Genomic DNA, 15,098 nt, shown 5'->3' with positions numbered 1-15,098 from the left:
TTCAGCCCGGCCGGCCGCCTCCGAAGTGCACGAGCAGCCGCGCCGCCACTTCGGCCGGCGCCTCGCGCTGGATGAAATGGCCGACGCCGGGCAGCACGACGCGCTCGAACGGTCCGGTGAACTTGTCGGCCACCGCCACGGTCTGCGAGGGCGGATTCACTCCATCGACCTCGCCCTGAAAGTACACGGCCGGAACCGACAGCGTGCGGGTCGCCTTCACCTGCTCGTCGAGCCAGAGGCTGGCCGGATCGGGCTCGGCCTCGTCCCAACGTGCCCGATAGCTGTGCAGTGTCACGTCGATCCAGTCCGGGTTGTCGAAAGCCTGGGCGGTGCGCTCGAAGGTGGCTTCGTCGAACCAGCCCGGCGGCGACCAGTTGACCCAGTGGATGTGCGCAAAGCCGCGCGGATCCTTCCGGATGGCCTGTTCACCGCGCCGGGTGGCCATGAACCAGTGGTACCACTGGCGCTGCGCCTGTTCAAAGGTCGGCGTGGGCATGCCGCCCAGCCGTGGCGGCGAACCCAGCATGGCCAGCCGCGCCACCCGCCAGGGCCAGCCGACCGCCAGGGCTTCGGCAATGCTCGCACCCCAGTCGTGGCCGGCGACGTGGAAGCGGTCCACGCCGAGCGAGTCGAGCAATGCGATCGCATCGAGCGCCAGCATCGCGGCGTTGCCGGTGCAAGGCGTTTCGGCCGACACGAAACGGGTTGCGCCGAAGCCCCGCAGGGAAGGCACGATGCAGCGCAGACCGCCGGCGACCAACGCGTCGGCTACGGGCAGCCAGCTGTCGCGGTCGTCCGGCCAGCCGTGCAGCAGCAGCACGGCCAGGCCGGTCGGCGGTCCCATGTCGAGGTAGTCGACTTCCAGCGCACCGCAGACGATCGAAGGCATGGTCTTTTTGACTCCTGTCGGCAGGGACCGAAAGGCCGCGCGAAGCGGCCGGCGATTCAGCCCGGGATCAGCCCAGCACTTCCTGCGCGCGGGCCGGTTCGTGCATGGGGCAGCCGTTGGCATGGCCCCGGAATGCAGCGGAAGAAGGATAGACCTCCTTGCGCGCCCGCATCACGCCTCCGAGTGGGCGATGCGCCTGCACGCCGTGCCAGGGGCTGAACGACAGGCCGTCGTCGACCGCCTTCGCGCGCTCCTCGCTCCAGCCGGTCTGGCTGGCGATGCGCACCCGGGCGACGGCGACGTAGGGGCTTTCGTCTTCAGGCCACTGCACCGAGGCATCCTCGATCGGCATTTTTTCCAGGTCGGTGTTGAGCTGCACCCGAAGCTCCCACTCACCCGCGTTCGACGAGAAGAACTCGTTGGCCGCCAGCCGCAGGCCGTTGGGATCGTCGGCCTGCTCGTCGGTCAGCGGCTGGTCTTTCACCGCGGTGAGCGATGGCGACACGGGCACCAGCGACAGCTTGGCGATGTAGTCGCCGAAGCGCATCGGCACCTGCGTGTAGAAGGTCTCGCCCATCGGATGCGTCTGCTTGTGGCCGCCCATGGACACCAGCTTCGGGCTCTGAATGCCGACCGCTCCCAAGGCCGCCGCCGTGCCGCGCAGCAGCACCGACAACGCACGCTTGCCGCCCTCGGCCTTGTCGGTGGTCGCGGCGAGCGCCTTGAGGCTGCTCAGGAAGTGCTTGGCGTCCGGCGCATTGAACACCGGGCCGTCGACCATCAGGAAGTCCTGCGTGGTGTCGTTCTCGGATCCCGGCAGGCGCTCGCCCTGCACGCCCAGAATCTTGAGCGAGATGCCGCGCGGCAGCGACACCCGGTCGTCGAGTTCCTCGGCAGGCGGAGTGGACATCCGTGCGATCAGGTCGTGCCTGCCTGGCTGGGCGAAGATGCCCTGGGCCAGGGTCGCCGGCAGTCCGGGCAATACCTCGAGCGTGCCGCGCAGCAGCGCGAAGCTCTTGGCATGCACGCTGCGCATGCCGTGGCCGGTGTCTTCCAGCATGGTCTTCGACATCTTGAGCAGCGTCTCGCGCAACTCGGAAATGACCTCCGCCTCGTCGTCGGCGATCGTTTCAACATCGGGCGAATAGCGCACCGGAGCAGGGGTATGGATGTTTTCGTTCATGTCGTCCTTTCGTGGGGTCAAAGCAGTTTGTCGATGGTCACGGGAAGTTCGCGCACCCGCTTGCCGGTGGCGTGGAAGATGGCGTTGGCCACTGCCGCGGCGGTGCCGACGATGCCGATCTCGCCCAGCCCCTTCACGCCCAGCGGCGTCACCTCGGGATCGGGCTCGTCGACGAAGATCACCTCGATCGATTCGATGTCCGCGTTCACCGACACGTGGTATTCGGCGAAGCTGTGGTTCATGACCCGGCCGAGGCGGTGGTCCATCAGGGCTTCCTCGTGCAGCGCCATGCCGACGCCCATGACCACGCCGCCGAGGATCTGGCTGCGCGCGGTCTTGGGGTTGATGATCCGGCCGGCCGCCACCGCGCAGACGATGCGGGTGAGCCGCATGACGCCCAGCTCTTCGTCCACCTTCACCTCCGCGAAGATGGCGCTGTGGGTGTTGCGGGCCTTCTTCATCTGGCTGACCAGGTCGCCCACGCCGGGCTTGGCGGTCTCCTCGGCTTCGAGCACGTCCTTGCCGCTGGCGGCCAGCACCTCGGCGATGGCGAGCGACCGGGAGGGATCGTCCTTCACCGACATCCGCCCATCGGCGAACACCAGTTCCTCGAGTTGGACCTTGCCGAGCGGGCGGCCCGGCATGTCTTCGGCGGCAGCAAGCAATTGCTTGCCGATGGCCTGGCACGCCAGCTGGACCGCAGCGCCGGCCGATGCGGCCATCCAGGAGCCGCCCTCCACTGGCGAGGCCGGCAGGTCGCTGTCGCCAAGGCGCGCATGGATCTTGTCGAGCGCAATGCCCAGCGTGTCCGACGCGACCTGGGCCATCACCGTGTAGGTGCCGGTACCGATGTCGGCGCCGGCCGTGGAGATCTCCAGCTCGCCGTTGGCCTGCAGCCGGGCACGGGCGCTGGTCTTCATGAACATCGCGTCCCACATGCCGGTGGCCATGCCCCACCCGACCAGCTCGGTGCCGTCGCGCATGGAGCGTGGCTCGGCGCTGCGGGCGTCCCAGCCGAAGCGTTCGGCGCCCTGGTCGTAGGCTTGCCGCAGCGCCTTGGAGGTGTAGGGCTTCTCGTTCATCGCGTCGATGTCGGAGTAGTTCAAGCGGCGAAAAGCCAAGGGGTCGAGGCCGGCGCGGTAGGCCATCTCGTCGATCGCGATCTCGAACAGCGTCATGCCGGTGGCCGCACCCGGGGCGCGCATGTCGCCGGGGGTGTAGGTGTCCATGGCGGCCAAGGTGTATTGGGCCGACGCGTTCTGGCAGCGGTAGTTCATCAGGCCCCAGTTGCAGACGACCTCCATGTAGTCCTCGAAGCGCGAGGTGGCGGTGGTGGCGTCGTTGACGATGGCCTGCAGCAGGCCGCTGTCGTCGGTGGCCAGCGACACCGTCTGCACCGCCTCGGGTCGGTGCACATGGGTGAACATCTGCTGCCGGGTGAGCACGACCCGCACCGAGCGTTCGAGCATCTTGGCCGCCAGCGTGGCCAGGTAGACCTGGTACTGCGGCCGCAATCCCGAGCCGAAAGCGCCACCCACGTAAGGGTTGAGCACCCGGATGTCGTCCTTGGAAAAGCCGAACACCGACGACAGGTAGCCCTGAACGTTCTGCGCGCCCTGGGTCTTGTCGTGCACCGTGATCTTGCCGCCGCCCTCCCATACCACCGTGGTGGCGTGCATTTCCATCGGGTTGTGGAAGTGCGCCGGCAGGCGGTACTCGGCCGTGTGCTGCAGCGGGGCGGCGTCGAAGGCCGCCTGCGCGTCGCCGCGCGGCTTGGGAGGCAGGTAGGTGCTGCGCTTTTTCTTCGGCTCGTACTTGCCGGCCAGGGCCACATCGAAATCGGTGTTGTGGCGATCCTGCTCGTAGGTCACCCGCAGCAAGGCGGCAGCGTCACGGGCGGCCTCCAGCGAGCCGGCCACCACCAGCGCGATCGGCTGGCCGCTGAAGACGATCTTGTCGTCGTAGAGCGCCCGGAAGGGCGAGCCCGGGACCGAGACTTCGTCGGCATAGCTGTGATCGAGCCAGGCCAGGTGCGGCCGGTTCGCGTGGCTGATGACCTCGACGACGCCGGGCACCGCGCGGGCGGCGACCTCGTCGATGGAGACGATGCGGCCGACCGCGATGTCGGAGGACACCACCCAGCCGTAGAGCAGCTCGGGGGCAGCGTATTCGGCGGCATATTTCGCACGACCGGTCACCTTGACCAGGCCGTCGACCCGATTGAAGGCGTCGCCGATGCGCACGCTGGAAGGGTTGGAAAAGATGTCGCTCATGTCATGCCACCCGTTTGTCGGTCTGCGATTGGGGCGTGCCGGCGGCTGCCTGACGCAACGCCCGCACGATGGCCTTGCGGGCCAGTTCGATCTTGAAGTCATTGCCGCCCCGGCCCACCGCGCCGAGCAGGAGGCTGTCGGCCACCTGCAGGAACAGCGCCTGCGACGGCGCCTGGCCTTCGAGCAGCGCTTCGGCCCGGGGCTCGCGCCAGGGCTTGTGCGCCACACCGCCCAGCGCGACGCGGCCGGTGACGATGCGGCCGGCCTCGTCCAGGCGCAGGCCAACGGCGACCGACACCAGCGCGAACGCGTACGAAAGCCGGTCGCGGAGCTTCAGGTAGGTGTAGTGGGTGGCATAACCCTCGGCTGGCAGGTCGATGGCGGTCACCAGTTCGCCGTCGGCAAGCTGGTTGTCGCGAGAGGGATCGTCGCCGGGCAGTCGGTGGTAGTCGGCGAAGGCGATCGAGCGCTCGCCCGACGGCCCCTGCACCCGCACCGTGGCTTCCAGGGCGGCGAGCGCGACGCACATGTCCGATGGATGGGTGGCGATGCAGGCTTCGCTGCTGCCCAGGATCGCGTGGATGCGGGTCACCCCACCGATGGCCGAGCAGCCGGAACCGGGCTCGCGCTTGTTGCACGCGGCGGCCGTGTCGTAGAAGTAGTAGCAGCGGGTGCGCTGGTTGAGGTTGCCGCCGTTGGTGGCGGCGTTGCGCAGCTGCGGGCTGGCGCCGGCCAGGATCGCCGAGGACAGCAGTGGATAACGCGCTTCCACCTCCGGATGCCAGGCGGTGTCGGCATTGGTCGCCAGTGCTCCCAGACGCAGGCCGCCATCGTCCGTGGCGGTGATGCCAGCCAGCGGCAGACGCCGGATGTCGATCACCTTGGTCGGTCGCTCGACGTTTTCCTTGAGCAGATCGACCAGGTTGGTGCCGCCGGCCAGAAAGCGCATGGCGCTGCCCGAGGCGAGCCGCACCGCTTCGCCGGCATCGGCGGCGCGGGCGTATTCGAAGCGGTTCATTTGGCGAGTCCTTCCCGCTGGAGCACCGACATCACCGCGTCGGTGATGTTGGTGTAGGCGCCGCAGCGGCAGAGGTTGCCGCTCATCAGTTCGCGCACTTCCTCGCGGGTGCGGGCCTTGCCCTCGGCGATCAGGCCGCGTGCCGAGCAGATCTGGCCCGGCGTGCAGTAGCCGCACTGGAAGGCGTCGTGGTCCATGAAAGCCTGCTGCAGCGGATCGAGCCCGCCGCCCTCGCCGGATTCGGCCAGGCCCTCGATGGTCTGCACGGCGCTGCCGTCGACCGACACCGCGAGCTGCAGGCAGCTGTTGACCCGCTTGCCGTCGAGCAGCACGGTGCAGGCGCCGCACTGGCCGTGGTCGCAACCCTTCTTGGTGCCGGTGAGATGCGCTTCCTCGCGCAGCAGGTCCAGCAGCGTGACCCAGGGCTCGACCCGGGCGGTGTGGGAGAAGCCGTTGAGTTGCAGGGTGATGGGAATGCCGCTGTCGCCGAGGGCGGCGGCGGGCGAATGCACGCGGGTGTCCATGGGTGTCCTCTTCGGAACGGTGATCGTGGGGAGGGCACCGCATCGATACGGCGCCAGGAAGGAAACCAACGTAGTGGTTTCGTCTCACGACCCATGTAGGAGAGGCACGCCTGCAGGCTGTCGTAACTTGGCTGTCCGCCTGCGGCTGGCGACACAGCGATCCATGACCCCCGCATGCCCGCACGTGCCCGAGCGGGATCGCTCGCGGGTGTGCGGGCCCGACATCAGGTCAGAGGCAGGCCGCGTAGCCGAGCGTGGCCTTCACTTCCAGGTATTCGGCAAGGCCCTGCCCGCCGCCCTCGCGGCCGTTGCCCGATCGCTTGCAGCCGCCGAAAGGGCACGTCCACATCGAGCGGCGGGTAGTTGATGCTGACGCGGCCGGCCCGCAGGCGGCGCGCCACCGCACGGGCCGTGCCGGTGTCCGGGGACTGCACAGAGGCCTGCAGGCCGAACGCGGTGTCGTTGGCCATCGCGATGGCCACGGCCCAACGCCGCAAGGAACTGAGGCGGGCACTCGACCAGGGCGAGGCCTGTGGAGCGAATTCGGGGTGTTCTCCGAGAAGGGTTGAGCGGCGCGGGGCCGCCCCCGCCCCCGCCCGCGTCCGGCCACCCCGGCTGCCGCGATGCGTCGGCCTACAGCGGCAGATCGCCTGCCGCCAGTCCCAGCCATTTTTGCGACAGGCGTTCCACCACGCCGCTGCGCCGCGCCTCGGCGATGATGTCGTTGACCCTAGCGCGCAGGCTGTCCTCGCCCTTGGCGATGCCGACGAAGCACGGCGAGGTCTTGAGCGTGAGCTTGACCTCCAGGCCCAGTTGCGGATTGCGCTGCTTCACCACCTCGGCGGCCGGCGAGCCGGTGGAGATGAGCTGGGTCTGGCCGGCGACGAAGGCGCCGATGGTGGCGTCGTTGCCCTCGAAGCGCCGGATCTCGGTGCCCGGCAGCGCCACCTTGGTCACCTCGATGTCGTCGGTGGTCCCGCGGTTGGTCGCGACGGTCTTGCCCACCATGTCCTGCGGCGATTTCACCGCCATCGAGCGGGGGCCGTACACCGCGATGTAATACGGCGCGTAGGCCGCGGAGAAGTCGATCACCTTTTCCCGCTCGGGTGTCTTGCCCAGTGAATAGATCACCAGATCGGCCTTGTGGGTCTGCAGGTAGGGGATGCGGTTCTGGGTGCTGATGCTCAGCATTTCGAGCTTCACGCCGAGCTTGTCGGCGATGTACTGGGCCATGTCGATGTCCAGGCCTTGCGGTTTCAGGTCGGGGCCGACGAAGCCGTAGGGCGCGAAATCGGTCGGGATCCCCACCCGCAGCACTTTGGCCTTCTGGATGTCTTCCAGCTGGTTTTGCGCCTGGGCGCTGGCGCCGCACAGGGCGATCGCGGCAAGGAGGCCGAAGAGGGTATGGCGTCGGTAGGCTCGCATGGGAATGTCGGATGAACGATGGGAAGAACCAGTGTCGGCGCGGCGCCCGGGGCCGGCAAACGAGATTAATTCCCCACGGCATTCCCGAACGGAATGGCACTGGCGCGATCTTTGCTGGAGCTTGCGTCTCGCCGCCCGCGCCACCGATCGTCGCCATGCGCCACCGCATTCCCTCCACCACCGCCCTGCGTGTGTTCGAAGTCGCCGCCCGCCAGCTCAGCTGCACCGTGGCGGCCAGCGAGCTCTGCATGACGCAGGGCGCGGTCAGCAAGCAACTGCGGGCGCTGGAGGAGGCGGTGGAAGTGCCCTTGTTCATCCGGGTCAATCGCGGCCTGGTGCTGACCGACCTCGGCCACTGGTACCTGCAGCGCATCACGCCCTTGCTGGCCTCGCTGGCCGAGGCGTCGGAGCAGCTGGCGCTGATGCATGCGCCGCGCACCTCGCTCACCCTGCGCATGCCGCACATCCTGGGCGACCGCTGGCTGCTGCCCCGTTTCGCGGCGTTCCAGCAGGCCCATCCCGACATCGACGTGCAGTTCACCAACCAGATCTCCGGGGGCGGCATTTCGCCGTCGCAGGCCGATGGCGAATTCCGTTTCGGCGGCGGCAGCTGGCCGGGTTGCGAGGCCGACTACCTGTTCGGCCGCGACATGGTGGCGGTGATGTCGCCGACGCTGCGCCTGCGGTGCGCGGCCGCGCTGGAGCGACGCGAGTTCGATTCGTTCGCGCTGCTGGAGCATTTCGAGGTGCCCCACGCCTGGACCGAACTGCAGCAGGCCCTGGGCCAGCCGGCCATCCGGCCGGGCCGGACCATCCGCTACGAGTTCTATTCGACCCTGCTCAAGGCCGCGACGATGGACATGGGCCTGGCGCTGGTGCCGCGGGTGCTGGTGGAAGAAGAGCTTGCGCGCGGCGACCTGGTGCAGGTGCTCACCGGCGGCTGGCAGAGCCGGCTGGGCTATTACTTCGTGCTGGCCGGCGCTCGCCGCCACGAGCCGGCGCTCGGCACCTTCCGGCACTGGCTGCGCGAGCAGGCGACGCAGACGCTGAGCGCCGGCCAGGCGCATCGCGCGGCGTGAGCCGCGGCTGCGTCGACAGCGGGGAAAACCAGCACCGATCGATCACCTCCGGCCTCATTCGGGTCGGCAGGCGACGCGGCCGGTCCGGAGAATCAGGCCATCACGCCGGAGTTTTCGCCCTTGGGTGGCGGTGGCGCACTGCCTAACATCGGACGAATGAACACATCACGCCTCTTTCTCATCACCGGCGTCAGCAGCGGCTTCGGCCGCGCCATCGCCACCGAGGCCATCCGCCAGGGCCACACCGTCGTCGGCACGGTGCGCGACGAAGCCGGATGCCAGGCCTTCGAGGCGCAGCATGCCGAGCGCGCACATGCCCGGCGCTTCGACGTCACCCAAGTCGACGGAGCGGCCGCGCTGGTGGCCGAGGTCGAGCGCGGCATCGGCGCCATCGACGTGCTGATCAACAACGCCGGCTACGGCCACGAAGGCGTTCTGGAGGAATCGCCGCTCGACGCGATGCGCCGGCAGTTCGAGGTGAACGTGTTCGGCGCGGTGGCGCTCGCCAGGGCGGTCATGCCCGGCATGCGCACGCGCCGGCGCGGACACATCGTCAACATCACCTCGATGGGCGGCTACCTCACCATGCCGGGCATCGGCTACTACTGCGGCAGCAAGTTCGCGCTGGAAGGCCTCTCGGGCGTGATGGCGCAGGAGATGAAGCCCTTCGGCGTGGCGGTCACCGCCGTCGCGCCCGGGTCGTTCCGCACCGACTGGGCCGGTCGCTCCATGGTGCGCTCCACACGCACCATCGCCGACTACGACGCGCTGTTCGACCCGGTGCGCGAGGCACGGCAACAAAAGCACGGCCGGCAACTGGGCGACCCGGCCAAGGCGGCCGCGGCCATCCTGGAACTGGTCGGCCTGCAGGATCCGCCCGCGCAGCTGCTGCTGGGCAGCGACGCGCTGGAACTGGTGCGGCGCCGCCTGCAGGATCTGCAGGCCGGCATCGCGGCCCACGAGGCCCTGAGCCGGTCCACCGACTTCGCCGAGCCGGCCGCGCCGTGAGCCGGCGCCCGGCTCCGCCCGATCCCTCGCCGCGCGAGCGCATGGCCGCGTTGCTGCTGCGGCTCGCGCCGGCCGAGGGCTACACCGCCACCACGGTGCCGGGCGTGCGCCTGCTGCGTTCGAACCGTCCGCTGCAGACCACGCCGGTGCTCTACGAGCCGGGCATCGTCTTCGTCTGCCAGGGCCGCAAGACCGGCTTCTGGGGTGACCGTCGCTATGTGTACGACGCCCAGCACTACCTCGCGGTGGCGGTGCCGGTGCCCTTCACCATGGAGACCGAGGCCAGCGCCGAGGAACCGCTGCTGGCGGTCTACCTCGGCCTCGATCTCGCGCTGGTCGCCGAGCTCACGTCGCAGCTCGACGGCCTGCTCGGCGCGCCGCAGGCCGCGCCCGCCACGATGCTCTCGACGCCGATCGACGACACCCTGGCCGACGCCGTGCTGCGCCTGCTGCAGGCGCTGGCCTCGCCGGTGGAGTCGGCGATCCTCGCGCCGGGCATCGTGCGCGAGATCTGCTTTCGGGTGCTTTGCGGCGAACAGGGCCACGCCCTGCGCGCGGCCCTGTCGGGCACCGGCCGCGTCGCCCGCATCGGCCGGGCGGTGCGCCGCATCCACACCGCCTACCGCGAGCCGCTGCAGATCGACGCGCTCGCCGGCGAAGCCGACATGAGCGTGTCGACCTTCCACCTGCACTTCCGCCAGGTCACCGACAGCTCGCCGCTGCAATACCTCAAGTCGATCCGGCTGCACAAGGCGCGGCTGCTGATGCTGCGCGAGAACATGACGGCCGCCGCCGCGGCCGCGCGCGTCGGCTACGAGAGCCCGTCGCAGTTCGGCCGCGAGTTCAAGCGGCTGTTCGGCCGCAGCCCGGCGCTGGAGACCGACCGGCTGCGCGGCGCCTATGCGATGCCGGCGATGCCCTGGGCCGAGGACTGGGTGTCGTCGCACTGAACGGCGCCAGGGAGAATGCCTGCTCCCATCGTCCTCCCGCAGCGCCATGACTTCGAACGCTCCCGACATCGTCTCCCGCCCCATCGGCCACGTACGCAGCCCCTTCGACGACACCGTGGGCATGCCGATCCAGACCGCCGGCTCGCCCGATGCCCGGGCATCGCTCGAGGTGCTGCCGGAGTTCGCAGCCGGCCTGCGCGACATCGAGGGATTCGAGTACCTTTTCCTCATCACCCACCTGCACCGCGGCACCCGCGAGCCGCTCGAAGTGGTGCCGTTTCTCGACGACGCATCGCACGGCGTGTTCGCCACCCGCTCGCCGGCGCGGCCCAACCGCCTCGGCCTGTCGATCGTGCGGCTGCTGACGGTCGAAGGCGCGGTCTTGCACTTCGCCGGCAACGACATGGTGGACGGCACGCCGGTACTCGACATCAAACCCTACGTGCCTGCCTTCGACGTGCGGCACACCGATCGCACCGGCTGGTTCGCTCCGCAACTCGGTCGCTTGCCGGCCATGCGTTCCGACGACCGCATGGCCTGACCGGCGCGAGCGGCGCGGCAGTCGGCGCACTGGACGACCACCGCACGGCCGGCGGATTCGCTATAGTCTGCAGAACATAGCGCCACCGGCACCTTCCGGCCGTTCCCGGGACCGGCGGTGCCGCCACGCCGGGAGCCGCCATGCTGACGCCACCACCTTTCAAGTTCGCCACCGCCCCGGGTTCTGCCCACTACCAGCGCTTGGCCGACCAGGGCGCGGCCTGCTGCGATGCCGACGCGGCCGCTCCCGCGCCCGCCGGGCAAGCGACGGCCCGCCCCGGCCGGCTGAAGCTGGCCGACCTGGACACCAATTTCCAGTGCTCGATCATCGGCACCTGCCTGTCGACCGCCGCGCTGCGCAAGCTGATGTCGCGCTTCATCCATGTCGAGGGCATCGCCGACCTCGACATCCACCATGAAGCCGTGTGGCTGGCGTCGCAGCCCTGCCCGGCATCGAAGGCGCTGCACAAGGCGCTGGACCGCCAGCACGAATCGACGCTGCTGCGCTTCTCGCGCATCGGCGACACGGTGGAACTGCTCGCACTCTGGGACGCCGCCCTGCGCAGCGGCGACATCCCCGGTGCCTATTGGGCGGTGCTGACCCACCGACACGCCACGACCGAGGTGCGCAGCAAGGTCTTCGGCGACGTGCACATGCTGTCGCACCTGGTCGGCGCGGCCAACCGGGCCGACATCCGGCGCCTGGTCGCGCTGGAGCAGGCCAACGGCGAACTGCGCCAGCAGGTGGAGCATTACCAGGAACGGCACATCGCCCGCGAGCAGGCCTTGGCGAGCCTGCAGCAGTCGCTGTCCGAGGCCCACCGCTCGCTGGAGGAGGCGCGGCAAGGCGCCCCTGCCGCCCCGGCACCCCGGGCGCTGCGCGACCCGGTCGCGGCGGCCGGCGAACAGGTCGCGCTGCAGACCCAGCGACGCGAGGCGGCGGAGCAGGCGGCGGCGAGCGCACAGGCCGCCGCGGCCACCCTGGCGGAAGAAGCCGCCTACCTGCGCCGGCACGCGGGCGAACTCGCCGCCGAACTCGAAGCGGCCGAAGCCCAGCTGCGCGAACTCGCCGGCGACCCGCAAGACGACGCCGGCACCACCACGAACGCTCACCACCGGCTGGACGGCCGGCGCATCCTCTACGTGGGCGGCCGGCCGAGCTCGACGCCCTCCATCCGCGCGCTGGTGGAGCGCCACGGCGGCGTTTTTCGCCACCACGACGGCGGCCTGGAAGACCGCAAGGGCCTGCTGTCGGCCAGCGTCGCCTGGGCGGAACTGGTGGTGTTTCCGGTGGACTGCGTCGACCACGACTCCGTCGGCCAGCTCAAGCGGCTGTGCGCCCGGCAGGGCATCGAGTTCCGGCCGCTGCGCAGCGCGGGCCTCGGCAGCTTCGCCGCTGCGCTGGGAGCGCCCTCGCGCGCGTCCGCGCCGCAGGCGGCGGATACCGATCGCCGCCATCCCTGCCCCCGGCACGGCTGAGGCCGGCCCTAGTGGCCCGCCGGCGCGGTGAAGACGTCGATGCGTTCCAGGTTGGCGACCGCCCTGCCCGGCTTGGCATCGCCGCCGACCACCAGCCGGGCCATCCCGGCCGGCCCCAGGGCTGCGCCGTCGACCGACCAGGCCACCAGGGCGGACCGCCCTCCCACCTCGGGATCGATCTCGGCCAGCGACAGCAGCGCCCGATAGCCGTCGGTGCCGGTGGCAACGGCGAACATCGACAGCCCGGGGTTGCGCAAGGACGCATCGGGCCGCAGGCCGACCACCGCATTGAGCAAGGTCCACAGGCTCACACCGACATAGACGTGGCCGCCGACGGTCTCGGTGCTGGACGGAAGCGCCTGCAGCGCGGCGAGGTCGAAGACGGCCGGCCGGACCACCGCGCCCGAGACGGCGACGGCAGCCGACGGCACGCGGGCCCGCGCCCCCGGGGCGGCGTGGGCAGCGGCGCCGACGGGCGGGTTCAGGCTCGCGCAACCGACTGCCAGGCCGGCGACGGTCACGGCTGCGGCGGCGATCCGGAAAAGGGCTTTCATCGAGTGCTGGCGAAGGGTTGCGTCGTATTCATTCTTGCATAACGACGGTCCCGCCACGCCGGCCCGGATCGTGGGCGTGAGGCCGGTGATGTAATAGCGCATGACCTCCGATTCCGCACCGCCAGAGCCCGCCAGCGTCTCCGCCGAAAGGCGTCTGGAGGAAGTCGAGATCAAGCTCGCCTACACCGAAGACCTGATCGACGAGCTCAACCTCGCGCTCTACCGGCAACAGCAGCAGATCGACGCCCTCATCGGCCAGGTCGCCGCCTTGCGGCAGCAGGCGCCGGAGGCCGGTGGCGCGCCGCGCAGCCCGCAGGACGACCTGCCGCCGCACTACTGAGCGGCAGGCTCGCGGCGACGCTCAGCTCGCCTGCGCGCCGCGCCCGCCATCGCGCGACACCACGTCCACCGCCTCCACCGCCTCCACACCGTCGATCCGGGCCAGCTGCCCGCTGATGCGCACGATCTCCGACGAGGACACCCGGGCGAGCACCACCGTGATGTCGTCGAGTGCGCCGCCCTGCTGCACCGTCACCAGAAAGCGGCGCAGCTGCGCCGGCCGCACCTGCAGCGTGGCCTCCAGCAGATCGGGGTTGAGCGCGCCGTGGCGCGCCGTGATGTGCAGCCGGCAGCTCTGGCTGCGCGCGCGGTACATCTCCTCGAGCGGTTTCACGCCGGCAAGGATGCCCAGGATCACCAGCGTGGCCGCGGTCGCCGGAAAATAGAGCCCGCCGCCGACCGCCAGACCGATGGCGGCCACCGTCCAGATGCTCGCCGCCGTGGTCAGCCCGCGCACCACCTCGCCCCGCGCCAGGATCGCGCCGGCGCCGAGAAAGCCGATGCCCGACACCACCTGGGCCGCCGCGCGCGAGGGGTCCAGCACCACGTGCTCGCCGACCAGCACGTCGGCGAATCCGAAGGCCGACACCACCATGAAGAGGCAGGAGCCGACACACACCAGCATGTGGGTGCGGATGCCCGCGGCCCACAGCAGGCGTTCGCGCTCGAAGCCGACCAGGCTGCCGAGGGCCGCGGCCACCAGCAGGCGCAGAAGCATTTCCGAGTGGGCGAGCATGGGTGTGTTGTCCTGGTTGCGTCGAGAAGGGGAAAGATTCTCGGCGCGTGCCCGCCGGCCGGTGTATCGCGATGAAAACGCCCGGCCCCTGCCCCGCCTTCAGTCCGCGTGCAGCTTGCGTTCGCGGATCAGCCGGGTCCACTTGTCGTTCTCGGCCTTCACGAACGCGGTGAACTCCACCGGCCCGCGGAAGCGCGGCTCGCTGCCGGCGCCCTGCAGTTTCTCGCGCACTGCGGCGCTGGCGACGACCTTTTCGACCTCGGCCGCCAGCCGCTCGACGAGTTCGCGCGGCATGCCGGCCGGGCCGACCAGTCCCTGGAAGCCGACCGCCTCGATGCCCGGCAGGCCGAGTTCGCGCACCGTGGGCACATCGGGCAAGGCCGGGTCGCGCCGGGGCCCGGTCACGGCCAGCGCCTTGAGCTTGCCGCTGCGCACCTGCGGCGTGAGCACCGTGCCGGCATCGATCAGCAGCTGGGTCTGCCCGCCCATCAGGTCCTGCACCGCCGGCGCGCTGCCCTTGTAGGGAACATGGGTCATGTCCAGGCCGGCGACCTGGTTGACGAGCTCGCCGTTGAGGTGGGTCGAGGTGCCGTTGCCGCCCGAGGCGAAATTCACCTTGCCCGGCTGCGTCCGGGCCCAGGCGATGAACTCCTTCAAGTCACGCGCCGGATGGTCGGCCCGGGTGGCGACCACGTAGCTGCCTTCGCTCACCTGGGCGATGTAGGTGAACTGCTTCAACGGGTCGTAAGGCGGTTTGGACTGCAGGTGCGGGGCGATCGCGAACGGGCCGGTGTTGGCCAGCAGCAGGGTGTAGCCGTCGGGTGCCACATGGGTGAGCTCGGTGGCGGCGATCATGCCGCTGGCGCCGGGCTTGTAGTCGACCACCACCTGCTGCCTGAGCGCGTCCTGCAGCGGTTGCTGGATGGTGCGCGCCGCGAAGTCGATGCCGCCGCCGGGCGGGTAGCCGACGATCAGACGGATCGGCTTGGCGGCGGGCCATGCGGCCTGCGCGAAGACGGCGGTGGGGAGCGCGGCCGCGAGGCCGGCGAGCTGGAGCAGTTGTCTCTTGTTCATGGGGTCTCCGGTTTCGGGGCGCAGATG

At 70.0% G+C, this 15,098-nt stretch carries 16 protein-coding genes and 1 pseudogene; 6 read left to right on the top strand and 11 right to left on the bottom strand.

What is annotated here, in order from left to right; all coding sequences use genetic code 11:
• Position 1 precedes the first annotated feature (1 nt).
• The 8 genes and pseudogenes from R9X41_RS07145 to R9X41_RS07115 all read right to left on the bottom strand — a co-directional run bounded on the left by R9X41_RS07145 (position 2) and on the right by R9X41_RS07115 (position 7,312).
• Positions 2-889 carry an alpha/beta fold hydrolase gene (locus R9X41_RS07145; protein ID WP_318634189.1) on the bottom strand — a complete coding sequence of 296 codons (888 nt, stop codon included), beginning with the start codon at positions 887-889 and terminating at the stop codon, positions 2-4.
• 67 nt (positions 890-956) lie between these two features.
• Positions 957-2,072: a catalase family protein gene (locus R9X41_RS07140; protein ID WP_318634188.1), complete on the bottom strand. Its 1,116-nt coding sequence runs from the start codon at positions 2,070-2,072 to the stop codon at positions 957-959.
• Between the two features lie 17 nt (positions 2,073-2,089).
• Positions 2,090-4,345 carry a xanthine dehydrogenase family protein molybdopterin-binding subunit gene (locus tag R9X41_RS07135; protein ID WP_318634187.1) on the bottom strand — a complete coding sequence of 752 codons (2,256 nt, stop codon included), beginning with the start codon at positions 4,343-4,345 and terminating at the stop codon, positions 2,090-2,092.
• Between the two features lies 1 nt (position 4,346).
• The gene (locus tag R9X41_RS07130; RefSeq protein WP_318634186.1) at positions 4,347-5,363 is read right to left on the bottom strand and encodes an FAD binding domain-containing protein; all 1,017 of its coding nucleotides are present in this window, start codon (positions 5,361-5,363) and stop codon (positions 4,347-4,349) included.
• Entirely contained in the window at positions 5,360-5,887 is a 528-nt protein-coding gene (locus R9X41_RS07125; protein ID WP_318634185.1) for a (2Fe-2S)-binding protein, read from the bottom strand. Before R9X41_RS07125 ends, R9X41_RS07130 begins: the two co-directional genes overlap by 4 nt.
• 229 nt (positions 5,888-6,116) lie before the next feature.
• Complete coding sequence (locus tag R9X41_RS23680; RefSeq protein WP_412556666.1) at positions 6,117-6,236, bottom strand: aldehyde dehydrogenase family protein; 120 nt, start codon at positions 6,234-6,236, stop codon at positions 6,117-6,119.
• A 67-nt stretch (positions 6,237-6,303) separates the two neighbouring features.
• Positions 6,304-6,357 (bottom strand): annotated as a pseudogene (locus tag R9X41_RS23675) (hypothetical protein); the annotation flags it as partial.
• Between the two features lie 163 nt (positions 6,358-6,520).
• Complete coding sequence (locus R9X41_RS07115; protein ID WP_318634184.1) at positions 6,521-7,312, bottom strand: transporter substrate-binding domain-containing protein; 792 nt, start codon at positions 7,310-7,312, stop codon at positions 6,521-6,523.
• 155 nt (positions 7,313-7,467) lie between these two features.
• Between R9X41_RS07115 and R9X41_RS07110 the strand changes: the two genes are divergently transcribed.
• The 5 genes from R9X41_RS07110 to R9X41_RS07090 all read left to right on the top strand — a co-directional run bounded on the left by R9X41_RS07110 (position 7,468) and on the right by R9X41_RS07090 (position 12,368).
• The gene (locus tag R9X41_RS07110) at positions 7,468-8,391 is read left to right on the top strand and encodes a LysR substrate-binding domain-containing protein (protein WP_318634183.1); all 924 of its coding nucleotides are present in this window, start codon (positions 7,468-7,470) and stop codon (positions 8,389-8,391) included.
• Positions 8,392-8,547: 156 nt separating this feature from the next.
• Positions 8,548-9,399: an oxidoreductase gene (locus R9X41_RS07105; protein WP_318634182.1), complete on the top strand. Its 852-nt coding sequence runs from the start codon at positions 8,548-8,550 to the stop codon at positions 9,397-9,399.
• 41 nt (positions 9,400-9,440) lie between these two features.
• Positions 9,441-10,349 carry an AraC family transcriptional regulator gene (locus tag R9X41_RS07100; RefSeq protein ID WP_318635169.1) on the top strand — a complete coding sequence of 303 codons (909 nt, stop codon included), beginning with the start codon at positions 9,441-9,443 and terminating at the stop codon, positions 10,347-10,349.
• Positions 10,350-10,395: 46 nt separating this feature from the next.
• Entirely contained in the window at positions 10,396-10,890 is a 495-nt protein-coding gene (gene tsaA / locus R9X41_RS07095; protein WP_318634181.1) for a tRNA (N6-threonylcarbamoyladenosine(37)-N6)-methyltransferase TrmO, read from the top strand.
• Positions 10,891-11,030: 140 nt separating this feature from the next.
• Complete coding sequence (locus R9X41_RS07090; RefSeq protein WP_318634180.1) at positions 11,031-12,368, top strand: DUF2325 domain-containing protein; 1,338 nt, start codon at positions 11,031-11,033, stop codon at positions 12,366-12,368.
• 8 nt (positions 12,369-12,376) lie between these two features.
• Here R9X41_RS07090 and R9X41_RS07085 read toward each other — a convergent pair whose 3' ends face one another.
• Complete coding sequence (locus R9X41_RS07085; RefSeq protein WP_318634179.1) at positions 12,377-12,922, bottom strand: hypothetical protein; 546 nt, start codon at positions 12,920-12,922, stop codon at positions 12,377-12,379.
• Between the two features lie 100 nt (positions 12,923-13,022).
• Here R9X41_RS07085 and R9X41_RS07080 point away from each other — a divergent pair, with 100 nt between their 5' ends.
• Positions 13,023-13,262, top strand: coding sequence for a SlyX family protein (locus tag R9X41_RS07080; protein WP_318634178.1), 240 nt, complete (start codon positions 13,023-13,025; stop codon positions 13,260-13,262).
• Positions 13,263-13,283: 21 nt separating this feature from the next.
• On the opposite strand, the gene R9X41_RS07075 is transcribed toward R9X41_RS07080, so the two are convergent.
• On the bottom strand, positions 13,284-13,997 hold the full coding sequence (locus R9X41_RS07075) for an MgtC/SapB family protein (protein WP_318634177.1): 714 nt from the start codon (positions 13,995-13,997) through the stop codon (positions 13,284-13,286).
• Between the two features lie 99 nt (positions 13,998-14,096).
• Positions 14,097-15,071 (bottom strand): Bug family tripartite tricarboxylate transporter substrate binding protein, encoded by a 975-nt coding sequence (locus R9X41_RS07070; protein WP_318634176.1) that lies wholly within the window; start codon positions 15,069-15,071, stop codon positions 14,097-14,099.
• Positions 15,072-15,098 lie beyond the last annotated feature (27 nt).

Source organism: Xylophilus sp. GOD-11R (assembly GCF_033546935.1).
Taxonomy (GTDB): domain Bacteria; phylum Pseudomonadota; class Gammaproteobacteria; order Burkholderiales; family Burkholderiaceae_C; genus Xylophilus.
Note: the sequence above shows the minus strand (reverse complement) of the source record. Positions and strands in the feature narration are given on the sequence as shown.

Coding starts and splice junctions, on each gene's coding strand:
- R9X41_RS07110 (WP_318634183.1), top strand. CDS start 7,468: ATGCGCCACCGCATTCCCTCCACCACCGCCCTGCGTGTGTTCGAAGTC.
- R9X41_RS07085 (WP_318634179.1), bottom strand. CDS start 12,922: ATGAAAGCCCTTTTCCGGATCGCCGCCGCAGCCGTGACCGTCGCCGGC.
- R9X41_RS07145 (WP_318634189.1), bottom strand. CDS start 889: ATGCCTTCGATCGTCTGCGGTGCGCTGGAAGTCGACTACCTCGACATG.
- R9X41_RS07135 (WP_318634187.1), bottom strand. CDS start 4,345: ATGAGCGACATCTTTTCCAACCCTTCCAGCGTGCGCATCGGCGACGCC.
- R9X41_RS07115 (WP_318634184.1), bottom strand. CDS start 7,312: ATGCGAGCCTACCGACGCCATACCCTCTTCGGCCTCCTTGCCGCGATC.
- R9X41_RS07070 (WP_318634176.1), bottom strand. CDS start 15,071: ATGAACAAGAGACAACTGCTCCAGCTCGCCGGCCTCGCGGCCGCGCTC.
- R9X41_RS07105 (WP_318634182.1), top strand. CDS start 8,548: ATGAACACATCACGCCTCTTTCTCATCACCGGCGTCAGCAGCGGCTTC.
- R9X41_RS23680 (WP_412556666.1), bottom strand. CDS start 6,236: ATGTGGACGTGCCCTTTCGGCGGCTGCAAGCGATCGGGCAACGGCCGC.
- R9X41_RS07080 (WP_318634178.1), top strand. CDS start 13,023: ATGACCTCCGATTCCGCACCGCCAGAGCCCGCCAGCGTCTCCGCCGAA.
- R9X41_RS07100 (WP_318635169.1), top strand. CDS start 9,441: ATGGCCGCGTTGCTGCTGCGGCTCGCGCCGGCCGAGGGCTACACCGCC.
- R9X41_RS07090 (WP_318634180.1), top strand. CDS start 11,031: ATGCTGACGCCACCACCTTTCAAGTTCGCCACCGCCCCGGGTTCTGCC.
- R9X41_RS07075 (WP_318634177.1), bottom strand. CDS start 13,997: ATGCTCGCCCACTCGGAAATGCTTCTGCGCCTGCTGGTGGCCGCGGCC.
- R9X41_RS07140 (WP_318634188.1), bottom strand. CDS start 2,072: ATGAACGAAAACATCCATACCCCTGCTCCGGTGCGCTATTCGCCCGAT.
- R9X41_RS07130 (WP_318634186.1), bottom strand. CDS start 5,363: ATGAACCGCTTCGAATACGCCCGCGCCGCCGATGCCGGCGAAGCGGTG.
- R9X41_RS07125 (WP_318634185.1), bottom strand. CDS start 5,887: ATGGACACCCGCGTGCATTCGCCCGCCGCCGCCCTCGGCGACAGCGGC.
- tsaA (WP_318634181.1), top strand. CDS start 10,396: ATGACTTCGAACGCTCCCGACATCGTCTCCCGCCCCATCGGCCACGTA.